This window comes from Exiguobacterium sp. s192 (assembly GCF_018618795.1).
Lineage (GTDB): Bacteria > Bacillota > Bacilli > Exiguobacteriales > Exiguobacteriaceae > Exiguobacterium_A > Exiguobacterium_A undae.
Map to the genome: position 1 here is coordinate 237400 of NZ_JACSMS010000002.1, position 22818 is coordinate 260217.

Genomic DNA, 22818 nt, shown 5'->3' on the forward strand with positions numbered 1-22818 from the left:
AATATTAAAAAGCACGTTTTTTCTTTTTTCCTTTTTTGCCTTCTATGACCGTCAAATGAGGTCCTTTTGAGCGATCACGAAGTGGCCGGACTTTGTTCGACGGTGCAGGTTTTGCTGATTTGACCGGTTTTTTCTTGAAATCGGTCCGACGCGGCGCCTGATCACGTTTCCCGTGCAGTTTTTTTGACTGCGCGACAGACTTCCGGTACTGGGAGTTCGCGCCGCTGCTGACGCTATTTCGTGTCAGGAATTTAAACAGCAAGAAGATAATTCCGGCTGTAATTGCAAAAAACAGTAATTGTGAAAACAGACCACCAGGATCATTCGCAAGCTTATATCCAAAGCCGACAAAAGCGAACAGCAACACGACAAGTGCAAATGTAGAGCCAATCCGTTGTCTAATCATATTATCACCCCTGTTATCAATTAACCAAGTGCATTCTCATGTAGGTTATGTTCCTGTTTTTCGAGTGCTTCAAACGCATAAATCGCAACCTCGATCTGAGAATCGTCCGGTTCTTTTGTCGTCAAGTATTGTAACCAAAGGCCAGGCAAGGCGATGACGCGTAATCCTTTGATGTTCTGTGCCTTATTCGTCAACTGTAAAACTTCAAAAGAGAGACCGATGACGACAGGTAAAAGGGCGATTCGGCAAACAAGACGTAACCAAAGTGGGTCGGTCGGGACAACCAAATAGACGAAAAAGCCGACGATGACAGTAAAAATCAAGAAGCTGGAACCGCACCGGTAATGAAGACGGCTACTTTTACGGACGTTCTCGACCGTCAACGGTTGTCCGGCTTCGACACAGTTGATGACTTTATGTTCAGCACCATGGTACTGAAACAGTCGTTTAACGAGCGGGGTCAAGGAAATCACATACAAGTAACTGAACAACAGCGTCAACTTGATCAATGCTTCCAGGACGTTTTGAATGAAGTGACCAGACAGTTCTGGGATATAGCTGAACAAGGAAGCCAGGAAAGCAGGTAATAATGTAAAGAGCAGCTTTCCGAAGAAAAAGGACAAGACTCCGATAAGAGCGACGCCAAGCCACTTTGTCAATTGACCTTGTTGTTGTTCATCAGGTTCCTCTTCACCGGGGTTGACGCCATAGCGGTCACTGGCGAAATTCATGTGACTTGCACCATTCGCAGAGGATTCGACGAGAGCAAACAAGCCGCGCAACAACGGAATTTTTTTACCGGCTGCAATCCGGGGACGCAGCGGTTTCTGTTGTTCAAACGTTTCAATCGTATCATCGTTTCGTCGGATCGCCGACACGGCATGGGTCGCATTCTGAAACATGACCCCTTCGACGATGGCCTGTCCACCGACAGGGGCTTTAGCAGTTTTCATAGAGAAACGCATCCTATCTGAAGTAAAGTATCGTGTATCGTCAGTTTACTTGATTTGTAGAAAAAAGACTACGGCGAGCTGTCAAAGTAGATTGAAAATTTAGGAGTCGGAAAACGACTTATGATACAATAACAAGGACAATCTGGAGGTGATGAGATGCGGATCTTCGTCTTGAATGGACCGAACTTGAATTTACTTGGAACACGGGAACCGGATACATATGGCAGACAGACGTTATCGGATTTGGAAGATCGGATGCGGGAACGTTTTCAACAGGTGAACTTTCGGTTTGCCCAATCGAATCATGAAGGGGAATTGGTTGATCTTTTGCATGAAGCACGCGGATACGACGGAGTCGTTTTTAATGCCGCTGCCTACACGCATACGAGCATCGCCCTGCGTGACGCGATTGCTGCGATTGATGTACCAACGATTGAAGTTCATTTGTCGAATGTTCATGCACGTGAAGCATTTCGGCATCATTCCATGCTGGCGCCGGTTTGCCGAGGTGTGATCAGCGGATTAGGGATGACGGGGTATATGTTGGCTGTTGAAGCACTGATTCATCCGTCCATCTAACATAAGGGGGAAAAGACATGAAACATCGTATTGAAGCACTCCAAGCGGCTCTAAAAGAACGTGATTTACCAGGTCTGCTCGTGACAAAAGCGGAAAACATTCGGTATATCTCCGGGTTTACAGGTTCGAGCGGTGCCTGTCTCGTAACAGGAGAACAAGCCTATTTCGTAACGGATTTCCGTTATACGGAACAAGCTGCTGACCAAGTAAAAGGAATGGAAATCGTTCAAATCGAACGTTCGATCCCGGAAACGATGGGTGAGTTGATGGCGGGTGCACGCGTGCGGGCCGTCGGTGTCGAAAAAGATGCGATGACTCTCGGTTCGTTCGAAGCGTTTGATCAGGCTTCGGCAATCGAGCTCGTGCCAACGACTGGAATCGTCGAAAACCTACGCTTGATTAAGGATTCTTCAGAGATTAAGATGGTTAAGGAAGCGGTGGAGTTAGCGGATGCAACGTTCCATCACATCTTGACGTACATTCAGCCGGGAAGAACAGAACTGGAAGTATCAAATGAATTGGAATTCTTCATGCGTAAACATGGGGCGACCTCTTCGTCATTTGATACGATCGTCGCATCGGGTTACCGTTCGGCTTTACCACATGGCGTGGCGAGTTCGAAAGTCATTCAGACGGGAGAACTTGTGACACTTGATTTTGGGGCGCTTCTCAATGGATACGTATCCGATATCACACGTACCGTCGCCATCGGATCGATCAGTCCGGAATTGCAAAAAATTTATGATACGGTTCTACAAGCGCAACTGGCGGGTGTTGACGGATTACGTCCTGGGATTACCGGAATCGAGGCGGATGCTTTGACGCGCGACATCATCAAAGATGCCGGATACGGAGAATACTTTGGTCATTCAACGGGACACGGGATCGGTCTGGAAGTGCATGAAGGACCGGGACTTTCATTCCGTTCGGAGACGAAACTGGAGCCGGGAATGATCGTTACGGTCGAACCGGGCATTTATGTTCCGCAAGTCGGAGGATGTCGGATTGAGGACGACGTCTTGATCACCGAGTCAGGGCGCGAAATTTTGTCTTCTTCTCCAAAAGAACTCATCACACTTTAAACGGCAAGATCAACATTTAGGAGGAACTTTTTATGGTATCAGTAAACGATTTAAAAACAGGACTTACAATTAAGACATCAGACGGAATGATTTGGCAGGTGCTTGAATTCCAACACGTTAAGCCAGGTAAAGGGGCAGCATTCGTCCGGACAAAAATGCGTAACATCCGTAACGGAAACATCCAAGAGATGACGTTCCGTGGTGGTGAACGTGTCGAGCGTGCCCACATCGAGCGTAACAAGATGCAATACCTCTATCCAATGGGCGAAACATATGTCTTCATGGATACAGAATCATATGAGCAGTTGGAATTGACGACTGCACAAGTCGAAGCGGCGCTCCCGTTCCTTCTTGAAAACATGGAAGTTCAAATCGCTGTCTACAATGGTGAAATCCTCGGAATCGAGTTGCCGAACACGATCGTCATGACGATTGTCGAAGCAGAACCGGGCGTTAAAGGCGACACGGCTTCAAACGTTAAGAAAAATGCAACGGTTGAGACGGGACACATCATTCATGTACCACTCTTCATCGAAGCAGGAGAAAAAGTAACAGTTGATACACGTACTGGTGATTTTACAGGGCGTTACAACGGATAATTCAGCTCAAACGACGCCCGTTCATCTTCGGATTGAATCAACGGGCGTTTTTTTCATTTTGCCTCGACTTGCGTCCTTTGGTATGACCAGTTAATATTAGTATTTGAGTAGGCATTAGCACCTGGTATAATATTAAAGTATAATGTTAAAGGTGAATGTTGAGATAGGGGATGAATGATAAATGAAAATTGATCAGTTAAAGCAAGTACTCGAAATGTTAGATCAGTCGAGCGTCAATGAACTTTCTCTTGAAACCGATACGTATAAGTTGAAATTAAAAAAACAAAATGATAGCGTCGTCGTTTCACATCAAGCGCCGGCACCAGTCGCGGCTCCGGCTCAACCTGTTGCACCGGTCGCAGAAGCAGCACCTGAAGAAAATGTAGTATCGGAAGCCGATACAGTAACGATCAATGCGTTGATGGTCGGAACGTTTTATTCCCGTCCGAATCCGGACAAACCGTCTTTCGTCAAAGTCGGCGATCAAATCGAAGTCGGTCAAGTCATCTGTGTTCTTGAAGCAATGAAATTATTTAACAATCTAAACTCGGAAGTAGCCGGAACGGTCGTCGAGATTCTCGTCGCAGACGGAGATCTTGTTGAATTCGGACAACCACTCTTCCGGATTCGTCCGTAAGCGGGGTGATGGCAATGGAGAAACTTTTAATAGCGAACCGAGGCGAAATTGCGGTCCGGATTATTCGGGCAGCCAAAGAACTTGGAATTCAGACGGTTGCCGTTTACTCGACAGCAGATCGTGAAGCACTGCATGTCCGTCTGGCAGATGAAGCGTACTGCATCGGGGATGTGAGTTCGACTGCCTCGTACTTAAACGTCACGAACATCTTAGCGGTTGCGACGAATCGGAATGTGACGATGATTCACCCGGGATACGGATTCCTGGCGGAGAACGTTGACTTTGCTGAGATGTGCGAAGCTTGCGGAATTAAGTTCGTCGGACCGACATCTGATGCGATTCGCCAGATGGGGATCAAGGATGTTGCGAAACAAACGATGATTGCCTGCGGCGTACCGGTCGTACCGGGTTCGGACGGAACGGTCACGGATGACGAAGCGTTGCAATTAGCAGACGAAATCGGTTATCCGGTCATCATCAAGGCAACTGCAGGTGGGGGAGGACGCGGTATTCGTGTCGCGCGTTCGAAAGAAGAACTCATCGTCGGACTGGATGAAACACGCCGTGAGGCAAAACAAGCTTTTGGCAACAGTGACGTCTACCTCGAACGCTTCATCGAAGAGTTCCGTCATGTTGAGGTGCAAGTGCTCGCGGACCGTCATGGGAATGTCATTCACCTTGGGGAACGGGATTGTACCGTCCAGCGGCGGATGCAGAAATTAATCGAGGAAGCACCGTCTCCTGCCGTCAGCGCTGAAACACGTCTGAAGATGGGCGAAGCGGCCGTCAAGGCGGCGAAAGCAATCGACTACACAGGAGCCGGAACGATTGAATTCATCTTCGTGGAAGAAACGAACGAATTTTTCTTCATGGAAATGAATACCCGGATTCAAGTCGAACATCCGGTAACGGAGATGATTACAGGATTCGATCTCGTTCAAGCACAACTGCAGGTGGCACTTGATCACCCGTTGGCTGTTCAACAACAAGACATCGAATTCCGTGGTCATTCGATTGAGTGTCGAATCAATGCGGAAGATCCGGAACATGACTTCCGTCCGCATGCCGGTCGCGTCACACAGTACGTTGCTCCGGGCGGCATGGGTGTTCGGATCGACAGCGCTGTTTATCCGGGCTATATGATTCCACCTTATTACGATTCGATGGTCGCGAAACTGATTGTGCATGCCGAAACACGGGAAGAAGCATGTGCGAAAATGGAACGGGCTTTATCTGAATTTTGGATTGAAGGTGTCAAGACGACGATTCCATTCCATCAAAAGGTACTGGCGCATCCGGTATTCCGTCGGGGTACGTTTACGACGAAGTTCACGGAACGTGAACTGAAGGCTGAAATCGTGAAGTAATGGAATGACGGGAGAGGTTTGATTTTGCTCCCGTCTTTTTGGCGTTCTCTATATTTTTTGAAAAAAGAATGTGCTAAACTAATTGATTGAGAACGATAAAAAAAGGAGCACGTAAAATCATGATGAAAAGACATATGGCACGCGAACTCGCAGTACAGTCTTTGTTCCAAATGGAACTCTCGGATCTGTCTGCACAAGAAGCCATTGAATTCGCAGTAGAAGGTAAAGAATATGATGCATTTGTAACACGATTAGTGGAAGGTGTCGAAGCAAACAAACCGGAAATCGATCAAAAGTTGCGTGCTGCGCTCGTTAACTGGTCATTTGAACGTCTCGGGAACATCGAACGGACGATTCTTCGTCTGGCTGTCTATGAACTGTTATTTGAAACTAAAATTCCAGTCCGGGTAACGATCAATGAAGCGATTGAATTGACGAAAGCTTTTGCCGACGAAGAAGCAACAAAAATCGTCAACGGAGTATTAGGAAAAGTGGCACAAGAGGTTGAACAAAACGGTTTGAAAGAAAATCCGCAAAGCAACTGAACGTAAACAGAGAAATTGGATCAGGCAAAGAGTGAAGTGAATATTTTTGGGGGAGTGGACAAAATCATGGCAGTCGTAATCGATGGGAAACAAGTGGCACAATCGTATCGTTTGAAACTGAAAGAAGAGGTCGCACGTCTAAAAGAACAACGTATTCAACCGAAGCTAACCGTCATCTTGATCGGCGAAGATCCGGCAAGTCAATCCTACGTCCGGGGGAAAGAAAAAGCCGCACAGGAAATCGGTATGGATTCCGACTTGATCCGTTTACCGGCAGAGACGACCGAGTCGGAACTACTTCACTTGATTGAACGATTAAACGTGGATGCCAGCGTTCACGGAATCCTTGTTCAACTGCCATTGCCGCAACACATTGATGAGAGTAAGGTCATCTTTGCAATTGCTCCGGAAAAAGATGTCGACGGTTTTCACCCGGTATCAGTCGGCAAGATGATGATTGGTGAGCCGACATTCCTGCCGTGTACACCAAACGGGATTCTTCACCTCGTCAAAGAAATGAATGTGCCGATTGCCGGACGTCATGTCGTTGTGGTCGGTCGAAGTCAAATCGTCGGCAAACCGGTCGGGATGCTGTTTTTAAATGAGTCAGCCACGGTGACCTATTGCCATTCGAAAACGGCGGATCTTGCTGCCATGACTCGTCAGGCGGACATTCTGATTGTCGCTGTCGGTGTTCCAAAATTGATTACGGCCGACATGGTCAAGCCGGACGCGGTCGTCATCGATGTCGGTGTCAACCGGGTGGACGGCAAGTTAGTCGGTGACGTCGAATTTGAAACGGTCCAAGAGGTCGCATCGATGATTACACCTGTGCCGGGTGGTGTTGGACCGATGACGATTACGATGTTGCTCCACAATACGATTGAGGCGGCAAAATGACGGATCCGCTTCAGGTTTCGGAACTCGTGAATTACGTGAAACGAGAATTAGAAAGCGATTCGTTGCTGCAACAAGTCCAGGTGGTGGGAGAAGTGTCGAACTTTAAACGACACTCTTCCGGTCACCTTTATTTTACGTTGAAGGATGAACAGTCAAAAATGAAGGCGGTCATGTTTGCCCGTGATGCCAGTCGCGTCAAAACCGACGTGCGTGACGGGGCGCGTGTCGTCCTGACGGCACGCCTGTCCGTTTACCTGGCGTCAGGCGAGATGCAGTTATACGTCGAGCGGATGATGGAAGATGGTGTTGGGGCGCTGTATGAAGCCTATGTCCGTCTAAAAGATGATCTTGAGACACGTGGTTGGTTTGAAGAATCACTGAAGCAACCTTTGCCGACATTGCCGGGTAGAATCGGCATCATCACATCGCCTAAAGGTGCTGCTTTGCACGATATTGCGACGACATTACGCCGGCGTTATCCGCAAGCGGCAATCATCTTTGCCCCCGTCCTCGTTCAAGGCAAGGAAGCCGTCCCGCAAATCGCGCGTGCGATTCAGCTGATGAATGAACATCAAGCATGTGATGTCATGATTATCGGTCGAGGCGGCGGCTCGATTGAAGAACTCTGGGCATTCAATGAAATCGATGTCGTGACGGCGATTCATGAATCGAACATCCCGATTGTCTCGGCCGTTGGTCATGAAACGGACTTTACAATTGCGGATTTCGTGGCGGACGTGCGGGCTGCGACACCGACTGCAGCGGCAGAGCTTGTCACACCGGAAGCTGCGGAGCTCGAGAAGCGTGTCGCTGACCTGAAGCGTCGTCTGACCCGTAATTACGACCAATACATCAAAGAACGGAAAGACCGCGTCACCCGCCTTGCCGGAAGCTACGGTTTGAAATCTCCGCGTGTCCTGTTAGGATTAAAACAAGAACGCCTGGACCGGGCGGAGATGGGACTTAGTCGGATCAGCAAACAGATGATGCAGGTAAAGCAGCAGGCGTTAGGTGATGTATCGAAACGGTTGCAACGAATTCCGCTTCGGGAACGTTTGTCGGATCAAGGGCGTGAACTGATTCGGACCCGGAAACAATTGGAGCGGATTCATCATGTCATGCGGTCGAAACAGGAACGACTGCACCAAATGATTGCCCGTCTCGATTCGGTCAGTCCGACCCAAGTGCTCCTGCGCGGGTATACGTATGTCGAACAGGACGGACAACTCGTCCGTTCAGTCCACCAATTGTCAGATCAGACCTTCCGGGTTCAGTTTCATGACGGAAGTATCCTAGCGAAACGAGAGGATGAAGATGAAGATGGAAACGGAACAAACCTTTGAAGCGGCGTTAGAGCGTTTGGAAGAAATCGTTGAATTGCTGGAAGAAGGCGATGCACCGCTCGAGCAAGCGATGGTCTTGTATGAAGAAGGGGTCAAACTGACTGCCCTTTGCCAAGGGAAACTGTCGACAGCTGAAAAACGACTTGATCAAATCTTGGAGCAAGATGGCACGTTACGAGAAAAAGGGGGATCACAATGATTGTTTTGACAGAGTGGAAAACGCAAGTCGAACAGGCACTCGAAACGTTCATGAACCGTTTGGATGCACCGGACCGTCTGCGGTCAGCGATGCGTTATTCGCTTGATGCGGGAGGAAAACGTGTGCGTCCGGCATTGATTTATGCTGTTCTTGATGCATACGGTGTCGACCGGAAGACAGGTGATGCAACGGCGGCAGCACTTGAAATGATCCATACATATTCGCTGATTCACGACGATCTACCGGCGATGGATGATGATGATATGCGTCGTGGACGACCGACCAATCATATCCAGTATGACGAAGCAACGGCGATTCTTGCAGGCGATGCCTTGCTGACGAACGCTTTTACATGTTTGCTGGAAACGCAGGCATCGGCAGAAGTCAAAGTGAAGCTTGTTGAACGCCTGGCAACAGCAGCGGGTGCTGCTGGAATGGTGGGCGGACAACTGGACGATATGCTCGGCGAACGCGGTGGCATTAACGACGCACAGGAATTAGAGTCGATCCACCGCCGGAAAACAGGCGCATTGTTGATCTTCGCAGTCGAGGCGGGCGGGATTTTGGCTCAAGTCACAGACGCGGATATTACCCATTTGAAACGATACGGACGTCATCTCGGGATTGCGTTCCAAATTCAAGACGACATCCTCGATGTGACCGGAGATGCAGAAAAAATCGGGAAGCCTGTCGGAAGCGATGAAGGAAACGATAAAGCGACTTATCCGAAGTTACTTGGTCTCGATGGCGCGAAGCGGGCGCTTGCAGCACAAGTGACGGCGGCGAACGAAGCGATTGAAGCTCTTTCCGTTGAAGCAACACCCCTCAAGGAACTACTCGACTTTGTCGTCAAGCGCGACCATTAAGATGGACGGCGCCATGCGCCGTCTTTTTTTTATGTGCCCGTAATGTGGCGTTCGAAAGATTGTTCTAGTACAATGTAGGGTACAAACCATATAAGAATGTAAGGGAAAGAGGCGGTAAGGTATGAAGTTGACAGAAATACAGGATCCGTCATTTTTAAAGCGCATGTCAGTCTCGGAATTAGAAGTATTTGCGGGCGATATTCGACGCTTTTTGATTGAAGAGTTAGCAACGACGGGTGGACATTTGGCACCTAACCTGGGTGTCGTTGAACTGACGTTAGCCCTGCATCGGGAATTTGACAGTCCGAACGATAAATTCGTTTGGGATGTCGGGCATCAAGCGTATGTGCATAAAATCTTGACCGGACGTGCAGGACAGTTTGATACGTTGCGTCAACATAAAGGACTATGCGGTTTCCCGAAACGTAACGAAAGCATCCATGATGTCTGGGAAACAGGTCACAGTTCGACATCGCTCTCAGCTGCGATGGGGATCGCCGTATCCAATGAATTAAAAGGGAACGATGATCGGGCGATTGCGATCATCGGTGATGGCGCATTGACAGGCGGTATGGCGCTTGAAGCACTCAACCATATCGGGGCGGAACAACAAAATGTCATCGTCATCTTAAACGACAACGAAATGTCGATCGCTCCGAACGTTGGCGCGATGCATCAGATGTTAGGTCGGATCCGGTCGTCGCGTAAAGTACGTTACGCGCAGGATGAGCTGGAAACCTTGATCAAAAAAATTCCGTTGATTGGCGGGAAACTTGAAAAGGGCGGAGAAAAAATCAAAGAAGCCGTCAAAGGGGCACTTGTTCCGGGGATGTTCTTTGAAGAGCTTGGTTTCAACTATTATGGACCGGTCGACGGTCATGATTTAGATGATTTGATTGAACAGCTGAACTACGTCAAAAAAGAAGAAGGACCTGTCCTGCTTCACGTCATCACGAAAAAAGGAAAAGGATACCGTCCTGCCGAGTACGACGGAGTCGGCACGTGGCATGGTCTCGGACCTTATAAAATCGAGTCCGGAGAAGTCATCAAAGGGAAGTCAAAAGCACCGAGCTACTCGTTTACTGTTGCCGACACGCTGACGAAAATGGCACGTGACGAAGACAAGCTGACATTGATTACACCGGCGATGAGCGTCGGATCAAAGCTCGATTGTTTTGAAAAAGAATTCCCGAACCGGATGTTTGATGTCGGGATTGCCGAACAACATGCGGTCACGTTTGCCGCCGGGCAAGCGACGCAAGGAATGAAGCCGGTCGTTTCGATTTATTCGACGTTCTTCCAACGCGCCTATGATCAATTGGTCCACGATGTGGCCCGTCAAAATCTTGACGTGACCTTCACGATCGACCGTTCAGGACTTGTCGGTGCTGACGGCGAGACACACCAAGGGGTCTTTGACATCGCCTTTATGCGTCATGTGCCAAACATCCGCATCGTCATGGCGAAGGATGAAAATGAGTTACAGCATTTACTGTATTCCGCTGTTAAATACGAAGGTCCGATTGCCGTCCGTTTCCCACGCGGTGAGGGAATCGGTGTCACGATGGACGAAACACTCCATGAGATCTCGCTTGATACATGGGAAGTGGAACGCGAGGGAACCGATGTCGCCATCATGGCATTTGGTCCTCAAGTGCAAGATGCGCTGAAAATCGCAGAACTTCTTGAAGGCGACCTATCAGTCCGTGTCATTAACGCCCGGACGATCAAACCGCTGGATGAAAAAATGTTGGATTCGTTATACGCAGAAGGGATTCCGCTCGTGACACTTGAAGAGGCTGTCCTGAAAGGTGGATTTGGTTCCGCAGTTCTTGAGCATGCGAACGAACAGGAAGCTTTCCCGCGTGTTAAACGCTTTGGTATTCCAGACTGGTATATCGAGCATGGCGGCGTCAACGAATTGCTAGAAGAGATCGGCTTATTACCTGGACAAATCGCGGAAGAAGTCCGTTCGTTTGTCAATCAAGGAAAGAAACAGAGTGTGTAACGATTGATGGAAACTGTAAAAAAAATCCGCCTCGACGTCTTGCTCGTCGAGCGCGGTTTATGTGAAACACGTGAAAAGGCAAAACGAACCATCATGGCAGGACTGGTATTTAGTGGCACAGAACGGTTGGAAAAGGCCGGTGAAAAAGTGAAATCCGATATCGATTTGATGGTCAAAGGTCAAGTCATGCCATACGTCGGACGTGGCGGCTTCAAGATGGAAAAGGCGCTCAACGTCTTTGAGATCGACGTCACTGCCCGGACGGGTCTTGACATCGGCTCTTCGACCGGTGGATTCACCGACTGTGCGCTCCAAAACGGAGCTGCCCACATGTACGCTTTGGATGTCGGTTCGAACCAATTGGATTGGAAGCTGCGCTCAGACGATCGTGTGACGGCAATGGAAAAAACGAATTTCCGTCATGCGACACCTGACATGTTCCCGGTCAAACCGAGCTTCGCAACGATCGATGTCTCCTTCATTTCCTTGCGTCTGATTTTACCTCCGTTAAAAACGATTTTAGCAGACGGCGGTGATGTCATTGCTCTCGTCAAACCGCAGTTTGAGGCGGGACGAGACGATGTCGGGAAAAAGGGTATCGTTCGTGATGAACGTATCCACGAGCGGGTGCTGAAAGAGATGGTCGACTTTTTTGTCCGAGAAGGCTTTTACGTCAAACAACTTGATTTTTCACCGATTACCGGTGGAGAAGGCAACATCGAATTTCTCTTACATGCACAGCTCAAGACAGCGGGAATGGATCCTGAAGTGGATCCGCTTGAAACCGTTCGTCTGGCGCACGCTGCCTTGTAAGATTGAATTAATCGAAAGCAGACTTCGTCATGATGATGAAGTCTGCTTTTGATTTCAGTTCAATAAAAGGGCAAGCATGGACTTTTGTCGAATTATTGGATTACAATAGTATCAGTGAAGAAAAACTGTGAGGTGCAAGGATGACAAAGGGGCAACGGTTAATCAAGATTCGGGAAATCATTACGCAGTCGGAAATCGAGACACAGGATGAATTGGTGGAAGAGCTTCGAAATGCAGGATATAAAGTAACGCAGGCGACTGTTTCACGGGACATCAAGGAATTACACCTTGTCAAAGTACCGCTCAACGACGGTCGATATAAATACAGTCTGCCGGCTGATCAGCGTTTTAATCCATTAGGAAAGTTACGTCGCTTGCTCGGGGACAGCTTTATCTCGATTGACTCTGCTCAAAATTTGATCGTCATGCATGTATTGCCGGGCAATGCAAATGCACTGGGTGTGCTGCTTGATCATCTGAATTGGACAGAGCTTCTCGGGACAGTGTGCGGAGATGACACGATCCTGATGATTGCACGGAGTGAAGAAGCGGCAGAAGAAGTGACGGAACGTATCTTAGGGATGCTTTAAGGAGTTGACACGATGTTAGCCGAATTATCGATTAAACAATTTGCAATCATTGACCAACTGCAAATCGACTTTAAAAAAGGGATGACGGTCTTGACCGGAGAAACCGGAGCCGGGAAATCAATTGTCCTTGACGCAATCGGGTTATTGATTGGTGGACGCGGTTCTGCCGAGTTCGTCCGGTACGGTGAAGACAAAGCGGAACTCGAAGGTCTGTTCATGATTGAAGACGGTCATATGGCGTATACGTTGGCAGAGGAATACGGCATTGACATGGAAGACGGCATGATCATCTTGCGACGGGACTTGTTTGCTTCCGGTAAAAGTGTCTGCCGGGTGAATCATAAACTCGTGACGTTAACAATCTTACGTGAATTCGGGCGGGTTCTGGTCGATCTACACGGTCAGCATGAGCATCAGCATTTGATGGAGAGTACGTATCATCAGACGATTCTCGATGATTTTGGTCAAGAGACGATCGCACCGATTCTCGAGCGTTATCAAGCACGGTTTGAACAGTACGAAGAAAAGCGGGACGCGTTGCAGGCATTGGCGCAAAGTGAGCAGGAACTCGCTCAACGGATTGATCTCTTATCCTTTCAGACGGAAGAAATCGACAGTGCGAAACTTCGAAAAGGGGAAGAAGAAGATCTGTTGAGCGAACGGAATCGGTTGGCGAACTTCGAGAAGCTGCATGCGTCCTTGAGTGCTGCCTATGACGCGTTGCATGACGAACGGCGGGGGATTGACTCAGTCGGGGATGCAATGCGTGAGCTCCAGCAAGCATCAAGCATCGATGAAGAGTTCTCGGGACAAAGTGATACGCTGGCCAATGCCTTTTACGCGTTGGAGGAAGTCGGCTATGCGATTCGTGACCAACTCGAGACACTGGAGTTCGATTCGAACCGGCTGGACGAGATTGAACTGCGGTTATCCGTTTTCCAGCAGTTGAAACGAAAATACGGGGCGACGATTGAAGAAGTCATCGCCTATGGCAAAAAAATCAGTGTCGAATTGGACACGATGACGAACCGGGACGAACGGATTGAGAAACTGAAGACGGAAGTCGAACAATTGGAGTCTGAGCTGTTTGAGATCGGCGGCGAACTGTCGCAAGCCCGTCGCCAGGCAGCGCTCCTTTTGGGAGAGGCGATCCATCTCGAATTACGTCAATTGTACATGGAGAAGGCACGATTTGAGATTCGATTCCTGCAAGACGGAAAAACACCGGTCTTACGGAGAAACGGAATTGATTTCGTTGAGTTCTATATCATGACCAATGCGGGAGAGCCGTTCAAGTCACTTGGGAAAGTTGCATCCGGCGGAGAATTATCACGGATCATGCTTGGTTTGAAATCAATTTTCTCGCGTTCGGTCGGTGTGGCGTCCATCATCTTTGATGAAGTCGACACAGGGGTATCCGGACGGGTCGCCCAAGCGATGGCAGAAAAAATCTATCGTCTGTCGATCGACAGTCAGGTACTGTGTATCACGCATTTGCCACAAGTGGCTTCGATTGCGGACCAACATCTGTATATCCGTAAAATCGAAGAGACAGACCGGACGACGACGCAAGTGAACGTCCTGACAGATTCGGAACGCGGCAATGAGCTTGGACGCATGATTTCCGGGACACATATGACGGATTTGACGTTGCGGCATGCCGAGGAATTGATGGAACAGGCAATGAACATGAAGGAATCGCTTAAAAATGGGGTGTAACGATTGATTAGAGTCGGCATAGCGGACGACAACCGAGAAATGGTCGAATTGATTCGCCAACATCTCTCTGCGCAAGAAGACATGGAAGTTGTATGCGTCGCATATAACGGCGAAAGCTGCCTTGAAAAATTAGAACAGGTGGAAACCGATGTGCTGTTACTAGACATCATCATGCCGCATCTGGACGGGCTCGGAGTTCTCGAAGCCTTGATGAAGCATAAAAGCAGTCCTGCTGTCATCATGTTGAGTGCATTTGGCAAGGACGAAGTGTCGCAACAAGCTGTTTCCCTGGGGGCCGCTTACTTTTTATTGAAGCCGTTCAGTCTGGACCAGTTGGTCAATAAAATCCGTCTGGTCATCAACGGTGTGCAGTCGACGCAGCCGGAACCCGTCGAATCAAAAGTCGGGACGACTTTACGGGAAATCGGGATTGCACCGCACATTAAAGGGTTCACGTACCTGAAGGATGCGGTCTTGATGGTCCTCGAGCGGGAAGACTTACTTGGATTGATCACAAAAGAACTGTATCCGACAATCGCTAAAAAACATCAGACGACATCGTCGCGTGTCGAACGGGCGATGCGCCATGCCATCAAGTCCGCGTGGAAAGAAGGCATGAGTGAAAACAGTTTATTCGCCGGGCGGATCGAACAACAAAAAAGTCCCAAAAACTCAGAGTTCATCTCGTATGTCTCGAACCATATGAATGGATCGTGAACACGATGAAGGACGTATTTAAATAAGCGGTTGCTTCGGACAAAACAGGTTCGAGGCAACCGCTTGTTTTTCATTTGTAAAAAAAGACTGAATATTCATTAAATATATGTTGCATAAACTAAAATGTTTGTTATAATAAAGGTACCAAATGATTTGGAAAGACGTCAGATGAACGTCGAGTCGAACTGGTTCCCGGAAAACCGTTCAACACTTATCATCTCAGGACGCCACCTGTAAACGGCTCAAGAATGAAGGACGACATTCTCTTGGTAGTACGTCATACCAAGGCACTTCATGTCTTTTCCAGATGAGACATCTCGAATCGATGTGAGACTCCACGATTTCGAAGCAAGGGAAAAGTGGAAGGTAACGTAAATTAAACGTCCACAGCAATACGAACACCAAGCACGACCAGCAACAAGTACAGTTCGTGAAAAGGAGTGTTGTCTAGCAGTGAATGTTAGCAACCGAATGATCGACTGCGTTAAGCGGATGACATTATGCTTCACCTAGGTCCAAGTAAAGTCAGATGATGGAGTAGCTTCATCTTTCTATCGATCGCTCGATAGCCAGATCTGATTTCTTTCAACCTCTTCATTAAGAGGACCACCTATGGTTTTGAAGTACACGAATAGTTCTACTATGAGAGGAGTTCATCCGTAAGTGAAACCAACTTTATATGAATAAAAGGTCCCGCGCTTGAAATGAGTTCAAGAGATGGGGACCTTTTTGTGTGCTTATTTTTTAGGATTTTGATAACGCTCCGATACTTTTCCTCGCTTACGGTCGCGATAAAAAACGTAACCGGCCACAAAACCAATCCCGCCAATGGCCAAGACTAATCCGGTGAAACCTTGTAACACATATACATAGGCAGAATCCCCGAGATACCGGAAGGGGAACTGAGCTTTTAAGAATACACTGTCCCGCATCAGCTTGATGCCGATTGCACCGATGATGCCCGGAATGAATAAAGATAATAAACCGATGATTCGCATGATTGTGACCCCTTTCCAAGCGTATTGTATCAGAAAATCAACAGGACTGCGAATTGGATTTGCCCTCCTGTTTTAATACAGGTAGGATAAAGATGTAAGCAGTTTCAAAGGGGGAATCAAAATGCATCATCTATTGATTGTTGGTGCGGGGCAGGGAGGAACCGAAGTGCTTCATGCATTTCAGCGTTCCCCTTTGTTGACGGTCATCGGGGTCGTCGACTCGAATGAACAAGCCGCAGGAATAAAACTTGCGAAACGAGGACAGATTCGTGTCGAAACGACATGGACTGCTTTTCAAGGAACGGATATTGACTTTATTATTGATGCGACAGGAGAACAAGGTGTCCTGGAGCAATTGATCCAGTTTTTCCCGCAGGCTGCTGTATTGCCGGGAGAATTCGTTCGTGTCCTGCTCGAGCGTCTTGCAGAAAAAGAGCGGATGTTAGAAGCGATCATTTATTGTACAAGTGAGGCGATCTCAGTTGCCGACCAAGCCGGTGAAACGATGTTGATCAATCCGGCCTATACCCGCATGACAGGCTACACGGAGCAGGATGTCATCGGAAAACCCGCCAGTGCCGATATCGGGATGCAAGAATCAGTCCATTTGCGTGTACTCGAAACGGGGGAGAACGTCCGCGATGCACGGATGAAGATTGGCCAGGACCGGCGCGACATCATCGTCAATGCGGCGCCGGTCGTCGTCGACGGACAGGTCAGGGGATCAGTCGGCGTCATCCGGGATATATCCGAGATGAAAGCATTGGCAAAAGAACTGAAAGCTGCTCGTCAAAAAATCCGGACACTCGAAGCGAAATATACGTTTGACGACATCATCGCTGAAAGCGAACCGATGCGTTTTGTCGTGGATCAAGCCAAATTAGCAGCGACGATGCCGGTCAATGTCTTGATTCGTGGTGAATCCGGAACGGGCAAAGAATTGTTTGCCCATGCGATTCATGCGGCCAGTGACCGGAAGTATGAACAGTTTGTCCGGGTCAATTGTGCAGCGATTGCGCCGAGTCTGCTTGAAAGCGAATTGTTTGGTTATGAAGAGGGAGCTTTTTCCGGTGCACGCCGCGGAGGGAAACGCGGATACTTTGAAGAAGCCCACGGCGGGTCTTTGTTCTTAGACGAGATTGGAGAATTGCCGCTCGATGTCCAGGCCAAATTGTTGCGTGTCCTGCAAGAAAATGAGGTCGTCCGGGTCGGAGGAACAAAAGCGATTCCGGTCGACGTCCGCATCATTGCTGCCACCAATGCCAATTTAGAACAAAAAATCATCACCGGTGAATTTCGGGAAGATTTGTATTACCGGATCAACCGCTTGCCGATTCACATACCGGCTTTACGGGAACGTCCAGATGATTTATCTCCACTGTCGACGCATTTACTGCGAAAACTCAATCAAAGTTATGGTCGGACGGTCGAGCGGATTTCAGAAGATGCGTTTGAAGCGATTCGAAAACAGACGTGGAAAGGCAACGTGCGCGAATTGGAAAACGTCATTGGGCGCGCCTTGATCTTTACGGATAAAGCAGAACGGGTCTTGCGCAAAGGACATTTACAACTTGTTGTTCCGACGACACCGAAACGGTCGGAACGTCCAAAAAAAGAAATCAAACACTTGTCTGACGAGATGTCTTATGTAGAGGAACAGTTGATCCGGGAGGCGCTCGAAGCCGTCAACGGAAATAAAACCGAAGCCGCCAAACAACTTGGCATCTCCTTGCGGGCATTGTATTACAAAGTCGAACGGTTTAACATTCAATGCTGAATTGCATATTTTTGCGTGCAAGATATTGCAAAAAGTGCAAAACCATGCAAAATTAAAGAAGAAGAAGACAGACACGACAAGGATTATGGTTTGGCACGAAAATTGCTATTAAATAAAAGAACGACAGGTGAGGGGGGAATAAGTTGAGATTTGATGTAATGGTCCAGCAAGCAGCACGTCTGCAGGATTCCGTTGTAGCCATCGCCTCAGCGGACGATGAGGAAGTCATGGATGCAGTGTCGCTTGCAATCGAAAATGAGTTGGCTCGTTTTCATTTGTTCGGGGATGCGACACGGATTCAAAAGATGATTCACGACCGGCGATTGGATGAATCCCAGTTCGTCATCACACATACAGCAACAGCACAAGAAGCCGCAGAACGGGCAGCTTATGCTGTGCGTAAAGGGGATGCGGATGTCTTGATGAAAGGGCTTGTTCCGACGGCAACGTTCATGAAAGCCGTTCTGAACAAAGAAACCGGTTTACGGTCAGGCAACGTTTTGTCCCATGTCGCCTTGTTTGAAGTACCAGGGCGTGAAACAGCAATTGGGCTGACGGATGCAGCCATTCACATTGCTCCGACACTGGAAGATAAAGTCCATATCATCGAAAACGGTGTAACAGCACTGCGGGCGATTGGGTATACATTACCGAAAGTGGCGGTGTTGGCGGCGGTCGAAGTCGTCAATCCGACCATGCAGGCGACCATTGATGCCGCTTTGCTGACGCAGATGAATCGACGCGGACAGATTAAGGATTGCCTTATTGACGGTCCACTTGCATTAGACAATGCCGTCAATTTAGAAGCGGCGAAGCAAAAGGGGCTGACAGGAGACGTTGCGGGGGCAGCGGATCTTCTTGTCGTCCCTCAGATTGAAGTCGGAAACGTGATTTATAAATCATTGATGTATTTTGCACATGCATCGGTCGCTGCCATCTTGGTAGGGGCGAAGGCTCCCGTTGTCTTGACGAGTCGAGCCGATACAGCAGAAGCAAAATTATATTCCTTGGCCTTTGCCTTACTCAATGCGCAACCAACTAAAAAGATCAAGCAGACAATCTAAGGGGGAACTCACAATGGTGGAAACAAATGTAGAAGCACGATTCAGTATCTTTGAAACGATGACGATGGAAGATTATGAACAGGTCGTCTTTTGCCATGATAAAGTCTCAGGTCTGAAAGCGATCATCGCCATTCACGATACGACACTCGGACCGGCTCTCGGCGGACTCCGTATGTGGAACTATGCCTCTGATGAGGAGGCGTTGATTGACGCCCTTCGTTTGGCAAAAGGAATGACGTATAAAAACGCGGCAGCCGGACTCAACCTCGGCGGTGGAAAAGCCGTCATCATCGGTGATGCGAAAACTCAAAAATCAGAAGCGCTATTCCGCGCATTTGGTCGTTACGTCCAATCGTTAAACGGTCGTTACATTACAGCGGAAGACGTCAACACGACGGTTGCTGACATGGATTACATCCATATGGAGACAGATTTCGTAACAGGAGTCAGCCCGGCGTTCGGTTCGAGCGGCAATCCGTCACCGGTCACGGCGTACGGCGTTTACCGCGGGATGAAGGCAGCAGCGAAAGAAGTGTATGGTACAGATTCGTTGGGTGGTAAAACGATTGCGATTCAAGGTGTCGGCAACGTCGCCTTTAACCTATGCCGCCACCTGCATGAAGAAGGGGCGAAACTGATTGTCACGGACATCAACCAAGATGCTCTACGCCGTGCGGAAGAAGCGTTTGGTGCACTCGTCGTCGGACCGGATGAAATCTACAGCGTCGATGCGGATATTTTTGCTCCATGTGCCTTAGGCGCGACACTCAACGATGAGACGATTCCGCAACTGAAAGTTAAAATCATTGCCGGTGCAGCAAACAACCAGCTCAAAGAAGACCGTCACGGTGACATGTTACAAGAACGCGGTATTCTTTACGCACCTGACTTTGTCATCAACGCGGGTGGTGTCATTAACGTCGCCGATGAACTCGACGGGTACAACCGTGAGCGGGCAATGAAAAAAGTGGAACTTGTCTATGATGCCGTCTCCAAAGTCATCGAGATCGCCAAACGTGATCATCTGCCGACATACCGGGCAGCAGAAAAAATGGCGGAAGAACGGATTGCGACGATGGGCAGTGCGCGGAGCCAGTTTTTACGTCGTGATAAAAACATCCTGGGATCACGCGGATAAGAGGAGGAGTTTCATGAGCGAACGTATTTTAACCATCAATCCGGGTTCAACCTCAACGAAAATCGGAATTTTTGATGGAACAGAGCAAGTGTTTACAAAAACGTTGCGCCATTCAGCTGAAGCGGTCGGAGGACCGCTTTCAGATCAGCTGAACATCAGACGCCAAGTCGTCCTCGATGTGTTGGCACAAGAACGGATTGAATTGAAAGCGCTTACGGCAATCGTCGGGCGTGGCGGTCTGCTTCGTCCGCTCGTCAGCGGAACCTATCAAGTCAATCAAGAGATGCGGGACGATCTGTTAAACGGGACGTTTGGCGTCCATGCTTCAAATCTCGGTGGTCTGCTCGCCGATGAGATCGGTCAATCACTCTCGATTCCGGCATTTATCGTCGATCCGGTCGTCGTAGACGAACTGGAACCGATTGCCCGGATTACAGGCTTGCCTGAACTTGAACGGAAAAGTATTTTTCATGCTTTGAACCAAAAGGCTGTCGCGAAACGCTATGCCAAGGATATCGAAACACCGTATGAACAATTGCGGCTGATCGTTGCCCATATGGGTGGTGGAATTACAGTCGGGGCTCACCTCAACGGACGTGTGATTGATGTCAACAATGGACTGGATGGAGAAGGCGCTTTTTCACCGGAACGGAGCGGGTCCTTGCCTGTTGGTCAACTAGTAGAACTATGTTATAGTACCAAGTATAAACTCGAAGAAATGAAGCGTCTGGTCGTTGGGTCAGGCGGACTTGTCGCGCACTTAGGCACTTACGACGCGATTGAAGTCGAACGCCGGATTGACGATGGCGACGAAAAAGCTGCTTTATTATATGACGCGATGGCGTATCGAGTTGCAAAAGAAATCGCAGCCCAAAGTGCTGTTTTATATGGTCAGGTCGATGCAATCCTCTTAACGGGTGGACTTGCCTACAGTGACCGGTTGACCAGTGCGATCGAAGAACGGATTGCGCATCTCGGGTCTGTCGTTCGGATCCCGGGAGAAGATGAATTACGGGCTCTTGCGGAAGGTGTATTACGTGTCCTGCGCAATGAGGAACAAGTTAAGGAATATGGAGGCGAACCAACATGGCTAGAGAATTCGACGTCGTTGTCCTAGGTGGTGGACCCGGTGGATATGTCGCAGCGATTCGAGCTGCCCAAGCCGGGAAGACGGTAGCAATCGTAGAACAAGGGAAACTCGGGGGAACCTGTCTTCATCGTGGATGTATTCCTTCCAAAGCATTTTTGAAGTCGGCAGCGGTTTATCAGACAGTCAAACACGCCGCTACATATGGCGTCGACGTACCGGAATCGTTTTTACGGTTCGAACAGGTCAAACAACGGAAACAAGACATCATCGATGGTCTCGAATCCGGAATACAGCATTTGATGAAAAAAGGAAAAATTGAAGTCTTTCACGGTCGCGGTTCGATTCTTGGACCAAGTATCTTTTCGCCGATGCCGGGAACAATCAGCGTGGAGCCGGAAGAAGGCGACGGCGAGTTGATTTTACCGCGCCAGTTGATTGTTGCGACGGGTTCACGCCCACGTCCGTTGAACGGTCTGGCGTTTGACTCGGAGTACGTCCTCAGTTCAGATGAGGCCCTCGATATGAACGCCTTACCCAAATCAATCGTCATCATCGGCGGCGGTGTCATCGGGATTGAGTGGGCTTCGATGCTGACGGACTTTGACGTCGCTGTCACCGTCGTCGAGTTCAGTGATCGGATTTTACCGACGGAAGATCAAGCCGTCAGCCGGGAAGTTGCCCGTCAGCTCAAAAAGCGCGGCGTCAAGATCATGACGAGCGCAGCTGCACAAAGCGACAGCTTCCAACTGACAGAGTCCGGCGTGACGATTGATGTCGACCGTAACGGCGACAAGACGACGCTTGCGGCAGATAAATTATTGGTCGCAATCGGTCGGATGGCGAATGTCGAAGGGATCGGACTTGAAAATACGAACATTGTCGTTGAGAACGGATTTATTCAAGTTGACGATGAATTCCGGACGAAGGACAATCACATCTTTGCCATCGGCGATGTCATCGGACGCCTGCAACTGGCGCACGTGGCGTCGGCAGAAGGTACAAAAGCGGTCGAGACGATTGTCAACGGTTCGACGACACCGCTCAACTATGCGTTTGTGCCCCGTTGTATCTACAGTGTACCGGAAGCGGCTTCAGTCGGTTTGACAGAAGCGGAAGCACAAGCGGCCGGGCTCGATGTCAAAACGGGGATGTTCTCGTTTAACGGTCTCGGAAAAGCGCGGATTGAAGGCGAAGCAGCAGGATTCATTAAACTCGTCTCCGATGCGAAAACGGATGATTTGGTCGGGGTGCATATCGTAGGACCAAAAGCGACCGAGTTGATCAGTGAAGGAGGACTGGCGCTCGTCCTAAATGCAACAGCCTGGGAGGTCGGTCAGCTTGTTCACCCGCATCCGGCGCTTTCAGAAGCATTTGGTGAAGCAGCGTTAGCAGTCGATGGATTAGCGGTTCATGCCTAAGGAGGAAAAA

At 49.0% G+C, this 22818-nt stretch carries 23 protein-coding genes; 20 read left to right on the forward strand and 3 right to left on the reverse strand.

Annotated features, from left to right (window positions below):
• Positions 1-4: 4 nt before the first annotated feature.
• Positions 5-406: an SA1362 family protein gene (locus KNP87_RS06150; RefSeq protein WP_026833568.1), complete on the reverse strand. Its 402-nt coding sequence runs from the start codon at positions 404-406 to the stop codon at positions 5-7.
• Positions 407-426: 20 nt separating this feature from the next.
• Positions 427-1359: a DUF1385 domain-containing protein gene (locus tag KNP87_RS06155; RefSeq protein ID WP_214721140.1), complete on the reverse strand. Its 933-nt coding sequence runs from the start codon at positions 1357-1359 to the stop codon at positions 427-429.
• Between the two features lie 156 nt (positions 1360-1515).
• On the opposite strand from KNP87_RS06155, the gene aroQ reads away from it, so the two are divergent.
• From aroQ to spo0A, 15 genes are all read left to right on the forward strand, one after another.
• Entirely contained in the window at positions 1516-1938 is a 423-nt protein-coding gene (gene aroQ / locus KNP87_RS06160) for a type II 3-dehydroquinate dehydratase (protein WP_214721141.1), read from the forward strand.
• 17 nt (positions 1939-1955) lie between these two features.
• Positions 1956-3020 (forward strand): M24 family metallopeptidase, encoded by a 1065-nt coding sequence (locus KNP87_RS06165; RefSeq protein ID WP_214721142.1) that lies wholly within the window; start codon positions 1956-1958, stop codon positions 3018-3020.
• 32 nt (positions 3021-3052) lie between these two features.
• Positions 3053-3619: an elongation factor P gene (efp, locus tag KNP87_RS06170; RefSeq protein WP_026833564.1), complete on the forward strand. Its 567-nt coding sequence runs from the start codon at positions 3053-3055 to the stop codon at positions 3617-3619.
• 181 nt (positions 3620-3800) lie between these two features.
• Complete coding sequence (gene accB / locus KNP87_RS06175; protein WP_214721143.1) at positions 3801-4256, forward strand: acetyl-CoA carboxylase biotin carboxyl carrier protein; 456 nt, start codon at positions 3801-3803, stop codon at positions 4254-4256.
• Positions 4257-4270: 14 nt separating this feature from the next.
• On the forward strand, positions 4271-5623 hold the full coding sequence (gene accC / locus KNP87_RS06180) for an acetyl-CoA carboxylase biotin carboxylase subunit (protein WP_251135468.1): 1353 nt from the start codon (positions 4271-4273) through the stop codon (positions 5621-5623).
• A 119-nt stretch (positions 5624-5742) separates the two neighbouring features.
• A complete protein-coding gene (gene nusB, locus KNP87_RS06185) occupies positions 5743-6168 on the forward strand; it encodes a transcription antitermination factor NusB (RefSeq protein ID WP_081776045.1) in 426 nt (141 codons plus the stop codon).
• A 66-nt stretch (positions 6169-6234) separates the two neighbouring features.
• Positions 6235-7068, forward strand: coding sequence for a bifunctional methylenetetrahydrofolate dehydrogenase/methenyltetrahydrofolate cyclohydrolase FolD (gene folD, locus KNP87_RS06190; protein WP_081776044.1), 834 nt, complete (start codon positions 6235-6237; stop codon positions 7066-7068).
• Positions 7065-8411, forward strand: a complete 1347-nt coding sequence (gene xseA / locus KNP87_RS06195) for an exodeoxyribonuclease VII large subunit (protein WP_026833559.1) — start codon at positions 7065-7067, stop codon at positions 8409-8411. The genes folD and xseA overlap by 4 nt, the downstream gene beginning before the upstream one ends.
• Positions 8389-8610 carry an exodeoxyribonuclease VII small subunit gene (xseB, locus tag KNP87_RS06200; protein ID WP_035387654.1) on the forward strand — a complete coding sequence of 74 codons (222 nt, stop codon included), beginning with the start codon at positions 8389-8391 and terminating at the stop codon, positions 8608-8610. The genes xseA and xseB overlap by 23 nt, the downstream gene beginning before the upstream one ends.
• Positions 8607-9476: a polyprenyl synthetase family protein gene (locus KNP87_RS06205; RefSeq protein ID WP_026833557.1), complete on the forward strand. Its 870-nt coding sequence runs from the start codon at positions 8607-8609 to the stop codon at positions 9474-9476. The genes xseB and KNP87_RS06205 overlap by 4 nt, the downstream gene beginning before the upstream one ends.
• 121 nt (positions 9477-9597) lie before the next feature.
• Positions 9598-11484 carry a 1-deoxy-D-xylulose-5-phosphate synthase gene (dxs, locus tag KNP87_RS06210; RefSeq protein ID WP_119922502.1) on the forward strand — a complete coding sequence of 629 codons (1887 nt, stop codon included), beginning with the start codon at positions 9598-9600 and terminating at the stop codon, positions 11482-11484.
• A gap of 6 nt (positions 11485-11490) precedes the next feature.
• Positions 11491-12297, forward strand: coding sequence for a TlyA family RNA methyltransferase (locus KNP87_RS06215; protein WP_026833555.1), 807 nt, complete (start codon positions 11491-11493; stop codon positions 12295-12297).
• A gap of 140 nt (positions 12298-12437) precedes the next feature.
• Positions 12438-12887 carry a transcriptional regulator AhrC/ArgR gene (gene ahrC, locus KNP87_RS06220; protein ID WP_026833554.1) on the forward strand — a complete coding sequence of 150 codons (450 nt, stop codon included), beginning with the start codon at positions 12438-12440 and terminating at the stop codon, positions 12885-12887.
• 12 nt (positions 12888-12899) lie between these two features.
• Complete coding sequence (recN, locus tag KNP87_RS06225; protein ID WP_214721145.1) at positions 12900-14606, forward strand: DNA repair protein RecN; 1707 nt, start codon at positions 12900-12902, stop codon at positions 14604-14606.
• 3 nt (positions 14607-14609) lie between these two features.
• Entirely contained in the window at positions 14610-15323 is a 714-nt protein-coding gene (gene spo0A / locus KNP87_RS06230; RefSeq protein WP_081776043.1) for a sporulation transcription factor Spo0A, read from the forward strand.
• A gap of 737 nt (positions 15324-16060) precedes the next feature.
• On the opposite strand, the gene KNP87_RS06235 is transcribed toward spo0A, so the two are convergent.
• Positions 16061-16321 carry a DUF2627 family protein gene (locus tag KNP87_RS06235; protein ID WP_081776042.1) on the reverse strand — a complete coding sequence of 87 codons (261 nt, stop codon included), beginning with the start codon at positions 16319-16321 and terminating at the stop codon, positions 16061-16063.
• 121 nt (positions 16322-16442) lie between these two features.
• Here KNP87_RS06235 and KNP87_RS06240 point away from each other — a divergent pair, with 121 nt between their 5' ends.
• From KNP87_RS06240 to lpdA, 5 genes are all read left to right on the forward strand, one after another.
• Entirely contained in the window at positions 16443-18098 is a 1656-nt protein-coding gene (locus KNP87_RS06240) for a sigma-54-dependent Fis family transcriptional regulator (RefSeq protein WP_026833550.1), read from the forward strand.
• Positions 18099-18241: 143 nt separating this feature from the next.
• Entirely contained in the window at positions 18242-19162 is a 921-nt protein-coding gene (gene yqiS / locus KNP87_RS06245; protein ID WP_285801218.1) for a phosphate butyryltransferase, read from the forward strand.
• A gap of 13 nt (positions 19163-19175) precedes the next feature.
• A complete protein-coding gene (locus tag KNP87_RS06250; protein WP_026833548.1) occupies positions 19176-20300 on the forward strand; it encodes a Glu/Leu/Phe/Val family dehydrogenase in 1125 nt (374 codons plus the stop codon).
• 13 nt (positions 20301-20313) lie between these two features.
• Positions 20314-21417 carry a butyrate kinase gene (gene buk / locus KNP87_RS06255; protein WP_214721146.1) on the forward strand — a complete coding sequence of 368 codons (1104 nt, stop codon included), beginning with the start codon at positions 20314-20316 and terminating at the stop codon, positions 21415-21417.
• Positions 21387-22808 carry a dihydrolipoyl dehydrogenase gene (gene lpdA, locus KNP87_RS06260; RefSeq protein WP_214721147.1) on the forward strand — a complete coding sequence of 474 codons (1422 nt, stop codon included), beginning with the start codon at positions 21387-21389 and terminating at the stop codon, positions 22806-22808. Before buk ends, lpdA begins: the two co-directional genes overlap by 31 nt.
• Positions 22809-22818 lie beyond the last annotated feature (10 nt).